The sequence below is a fragment of the Micromonospora globispora genome (assembly GCF_003857015.1).
Classification (GTDB): Bacteria; Actinomycetota; Actinomycetes; order Mycobacteriales; family Micromonosporaceae; genus Micromonospora; species Micromonospora globispora.
The window spans coordinates 1-4,969 of the sequence record NZ_QGGF01000331.1; the positions used below are offsets into that span (position 1 = coordinate 1).

The 4,969-nt window shown below is 72.4% G+C and carries 6 protein-coding genes; 1 reads left to right on the forward strand and 5 read right to left on the reverse strand.

Annotation, left to right across the window (positions count from 1 at the left end):
• Positions 1 to 5: 5 nt before the first annotated feature.
• The 5 genes from DKL51_RS16350 to DKL51_RS16370 form a co-directional block, all read right to left on the reverse strand.
• Entirely contained in the window at positions 6 to 908 is a 903-nt protein-coding gene (locus DKL51_RS16350) for an inositol monophosphatase family protein (protein ID WP_109944098.1), read from the reverse strand.
• 14 nt (positions 909 to 922) lie between these two features.
• On the reverse strand, positions 923 to 1,576 hold the full coding sequence (locus DKL51_RS16355; protein WP_109944097.1) for a hypothetical protein: 654 nt from the start codon (positions 1,574 to 1,576) through the stop codon (positions 923 to 925).
• Positions 1,573 to 2,574, reverse strand: coding sequence for a hypothetical protein (locus DKL51_RS16360; protein ID WP_109944096.1), 1,002 nt, complete (start codon positions 2,572 to 2,574; stop codon positions 1,573 to 1,575). The genes DKL51_RS16355 and DKL51_RS16360 overlap by 4 nt, the downstream gene beginning before the upstream one ends.
• Before the next feature lie 49 nt (positions 2,575 to 2,623).
• A complete protein-coding gene (locus DKL51_RS16365; protein WP_109944102.1) occupies positions 2,624 to 3,421 on the reverse strand; it encodes a class I SAM-dependent methyltransferase in 798 nt (265 codons plus the stop codon).
• A gap of 142 nt (positions 3,422 to 3,563) precedes the next feature.
• Complete coding sequence (locus tag DKL51_RS16370; protein ID WP_109966681.1) at positions 3,564 to 4,517, reverse strand: TolB family protein; 954 nt, start codon at positions 4,515 to 4,517, stop codon at positions 3,564 to 3,566.
• A gap of 182 nt (positions 4,518 to 4,699) precedes the next feature.
• Here DKL51_RS16370 and DKL51_RS35750 point away from each other — a divergent pair.
• On the forward strand, positions 4,700 to 4,969 hold a 270-nt coding region (locus DKL51_RS35750), incomplete at its 3' end, for a hypothetical protein (RefSeq protein WP_221623195.1).

Here is a 4,969-nt window from a genome sequence, read left to right on the forward strand (position 1 = left end):
CTCGCTCACCAGCCGACGGTGGTGAGGGTGATCGGGGTGAGCTGGCGGACCTGCGGCTCGATCCACTGTGCTGCGGTGACCAGCTTGACCAGCCGGTCGATGGTCTCCGGTGGGCCGGCGACGAAGCTGCGCCGCTCCGCCGGGCAGCCGTACCGGTCGTCGAAGCAGCCGCCGTCGAGCCCGCGTACCGCCATGCCGGCCTCGGCGGCGAGCAGCATCCCGGCCGGCAGGTCCACCGCCTCGGGGCGGTAGCCGACGATCCCGTCGATGTCGCCGCGGGCCAGCATCACCCAGGACAGCAGTGGCGCCCACAGTTGCAGCACCCGCCGGGCGGTGGAGTCCAGCACCACCTTCAAGGCGCGGGCGGTGCTGTCGTCCCGGCGTACCTCGTGGCCCTGGGTCCAGGCCAGCACGGGCGCTGCCGGTACCGGACGGCGTGGCGCCCGCAGCGGCACACCGGCCGGGCCGCCGGCGTGCACGAACGCGCCCTGCCCGCGGACCGCCGACCAGGTGCGGCCGGCGACCGGATCGTGCACCACCCCGAGCACCGGCGAACCCCGGTCGCAGAGCGCGATGCCGACCACGTACGCGGGCAGTCCGATCGCCACGTTGTTGGTGCCGTCCAGCGGGTCCACCAGCCACGACCAGGCGTCGCCGACCGCGTACTCGCCGCCCTCCTCGGCGATCACCCCGTGCCGCGGCCAGCGGGCCCGGATCCGGTCGACGATCAGCCGTTCGGCGGCCAGGTCCAGGTCGGTGACCAGATCACCGGAGGCGCTCTTGGCGCGGGCGTGCACGTCGCCCCGTACGCCCCGGCGGAGCAGGTGCCCGGCGGCGCGGGCGGTGTCCACCGCAAACCGGTGCGCCTCATCCAGGTCGAGGCCGCTTCTGCCGGGCTCCTCGTTCATGGCTCCTCCACCCCTCAGCCCCGTGCCACCAGTCGAGCGATCTCCCGGGCCACCCGGGCGGTCTCCGCCGCGCCGCACCGGTCCCGGCGCACCCGGTGGCTGCGCCCGTCCAGCGCGCCGAGACTCAGGTCGCAGCCGCCGGGGGTGGTCCGCCCGAGCGCAACGGTCACGGCCGGCTGCCCAGGATCCACCTCGGAGGTGTGGAACCCGCCGGCGCGCAGCGCGTACGAGTCGCCCGCGGAGTGTGTCTCCACAGTGGCGGTCGCCGCGGTCACCAGGCGGTCGGTGGCGGCCATCTCGTCGACGTCGTCGCGGCTGCGCACCTCGTACACCCGCCAGGCCGGGTCGGCGGCCTCGTCGGTCACCTCGATCAGCTCGTTGTGGACGCGCCCGTGCAGCACGTGGCTGAGCAGGTCCCAGCTGTGCGCGTGCATGGTGGACGTGGTGGGGCTGATCTCCGGCGGCTCGGCCGGCCAGGCGTGCACGCAGATCCCGTCCGGGCCGGTGCGGTCCACGGGCAGGCAGGTGAAGCCGAGCGGGTGGCGTACCGCGCGCAGCGGCCGGCGGCCCTCCGCGACGTCGGTGAGCACGTCCAGCACCCAGCGGCGGAGCAACTCCGGACGGGTGCCCCGGTCGATCTCCCGTTCGAGGTCGGTGTAGGTCATCATGCGTACGGGTTCCTCGCCTGGATGGCCTTGCCCACGATGTCGGCCACCTCGCGGTCGCCGAACGAACGGGGCACCGGCAGGCCGAGCGCGGTGAACAGCCGACGGACCTGCTCGACGGAGGGCTCGTCGTCGAGCTTGACCGGCGCGGCCGCCTCGATGGGCACCCGTCGGCTCTGCTCGCGGCTGTACTGCAGCTCGATGTTGTACCGGTTGTAGTAGAGCTCCTTGCGGTCGATGCGCAGCGCCGGGGTCTGCGGATTCTCCTGGGTGATGATGACGCAGCTCGACGAGAGGTCGTAGCGGAACGTGGTCAGCTGCGACGAGAGCCGCACGTCGATGGTGAGCAGGCCGGAACGCTGCAGGTGCCAGCAGGCGGCCAGCACGGTGGCGAACGACTCCTTGCGGGTGCGGTCGACCGTCCACCGCTCCCCCGGCGCGTCGGGGGCCAGGCTGCGCCGGAACCGAGCGTACCGCTCGCAGACGTCCTCATCGGTCGGGTCGATGATCTCGATGGCGAAGTGGAGGGTGGCGTTGCGCCGGCGGGCGTGCTCCAGGCACTCCGGCAGCGTGACCGCCCGGGTGTAGGTGCCGGTGCCGCCCTTGAAGGTCCACCGGTCGGTGTGCCGGCGGGCGTCGGCGAGCGCCTGTCCGACCTCGGTGCCGTTGAGCACCCGGACCATCGAGACGCTGTCGATCGCCTCCCGGGCCCGGTTCAGCGCGCCTTCCGGGCCGGTGATCTCGCGCATCTGCGGGACGAGTTCGGTGAGCCGGTCCCGGGTGTCGGTGATGACGTGCTGCACCTCGGTCTCGGCGGTCTCCCGGTGCAGCCGGTCGCGCAGCATGGCCTGGGCGAGCAGGGCGAGGATCAGCAGGATGGCGCTGTTGACCACCTCCTGGCTGACCGTGCTGGTGAGGCCGAGAACGGCGACGGTCAAGGCCAGGAGCAGCCCGATGAAGGCATCGAGATTGTTGACGACCCAGGCGAAGAGGCGGGCCATGACGTCCCCCGGTCACTGGCGGTTCCCCCATGATAGCCCTATGTCAATATCACAATCGGCGGTCGTTCCGCCGCCCCGTGACGCTGGGTGACGGCGGTCCGGCCATGCGGCGGGCCGCGCAGATCAGTGAGCCGCCCAGCCCGGGTGCCAGCTGGGCGAGCAGACGGGAGGTGAGCCAGCGGCCGCTCGGCAGCCGCCAGCCGACGTGGTTGGAGCGGATCGCCAGCGGCGCGAACCCGGCCCGCCGCAGCACCCGGCGCAGTAGCGACGCGGTGAACGGCCGGATGTGCAGCCACAGGTAGGGGTGCAACGGGTCCACCTGGCGCGGCGCCCGGCCGACCAGGAAGCCCAGCCGGTCCTGCACGGTGGCCAGGTTCGGGGTGGTGAGCACCAGCAACCCGTCCGGGGCCAGCACCCGGTGGCACTCGCGCAGCAGCGCCACCGGATCGTAGACGTGCTCGATCAACTCACCGGCCACCAGCCCGGCGAAGCTGCCCGCCCGGAACGGCAGGCCACGGGTCGCATCCAGACAGACCGGCAGCGCGCCGGCACCCGCGGCCCGCCGGGCGTCGGCCAGGGCGAGCTCTGCCATGTCCGCCACCACCAGCGGGCCGGGCAGGTCCGTCGGGTCGAGCATGCTCCGCGGTCCGCAGCCCAACTCCAGCACCGGCCCGTTTACGACCAGGCCGTCGGCCACCATCCGGGCCGCGACCGCCCGCCGGATCCGGTGGTACGGGTCGTCGACGTACCCGTTGACCTGCATACCGTCGTGGTAGCTGCGCCGGTTGGCCCGCCGGCCGTGCGCCTGGGCGCTGCCCGACGTGGCCCCGCTCCGGGGCTTGACCATCGCACCCTCCACTGCGGTCGTCCGCCGGGCGGCGGCGCCCGCCCCTCAGCCTCGCACCGCAGCCGGACGGCGACGGGGAATCGGGCTCAGGAACGACGACGCGGCGACCGGATTTCCGGCCGCCGCGTCGGTCCCGCCGAGGTCAGAGGGCGCGCGCCCAGTCCAGCCGGCTGCTGTCGTCGTACTCGTCGCCGGGAATCCACCACGTCGCGTCGAAACCCCGGGTCGTGACGATGATGTTGCCGCCGTCCGGGTACTCGTTGGTGGGCGGCACCGACAGCGCGGCGCAGTAGCGGCCGTCGGGCGAGAACACCGGCGACAGGTACACCCGAGGCTCGTCGGTGAGCCGCTTTAGGCCGGTGCCGTCGATCCGCACCGAGCCGAGCGACCCGCCGACAATGTCGACATCGCGGGTCCATCGGTTGGTGCAGAACACCACCCGCTCGGAGTTGGGCATGAAGACCGGCCAGTCGAACCTCTCACCGACGTCGGGTACGTAGACTCGCCGAACCTTCCCGGTGGCCAGTTCGAGCGCACGCAACTGCGGGCCCTCGGAACGGCTGACCCAGCGCATGACGATCATGGAGCCGTCCCGCGACCAGTTGGGTCGGGCCATGTTGTGCCCTTGGACGAGCACCCGCCGAGCGCCGGTGGCCACGTCGACCGTGACCAGCGTGTCGTGGTTGACGACCAGGGCGACCTGCGTGCCGTCCGGGGACCAGGTCGGGCTTTCGTAGTAGACGCCGAACGGGTCGCTGATCAGCTTCCGGACCTCGCCGGTGACCCGATCGAGCAGGGACAGGTTGGGCGCGACGGCCTCGTTCGGGTAGCTGAGGTTGATGACGGCCACGTGTCGGCCGTCAGCAGACGTGGTGGCCTGGTCGCCGGTGGTCAGCAGCTGCTGCGGAGTAGTGTGCCCCGGGTTGATCTGGAGGACACCCGAGCCGACGCTGACCAGCCACGGACCGTTGACCACCTCGGTGGACTCCTCAGCCGCGGCGGGCGCCACGGCGGTCAGCCCGCCGGCCAGTCCGGTCGCCGCAGCCGCGCCGAGTGCGGCGGTACGCAGCAGCGCACGTCGATTCAACTCAGTCATGTAAATCCCCCGTGGTAGACGTCGCTCCACCCTCCTGAAGGGACTATCAGGCGACCACCGGACGAACGGCTCAGGCACGGTCGCCCGCTCGGGCAACGGCACCCGTGACGGCACCACGGACATCGCGGCAGGCCGAATGCCGTTAGGCTGCAACGCCTGTCGATCAACGAAACGGATGCGCCGTGTCCTACCGCCCCGGCCGCCGCTGGCCGCGTCCCGCAGGTCTGCTCGGTCTGCTGCTGCTCCTCGTCCTGCTCGGGGTGGCTTTCGCGGACCCGGCACCCGCCGACGCCCGGCCCACCGGCGCGATCGCCACGACGGACGGTCAGGCTGGGCATCAGCTGGCAACCGGTGCCGGTACGGCGGCGGATGACGGCCACCGGCCACCGGTCCTCGCCGAGACCGCGGGCACCGGTTCCCCCAGTCGCCCCTCGTGGGCCCTGACACGCGGG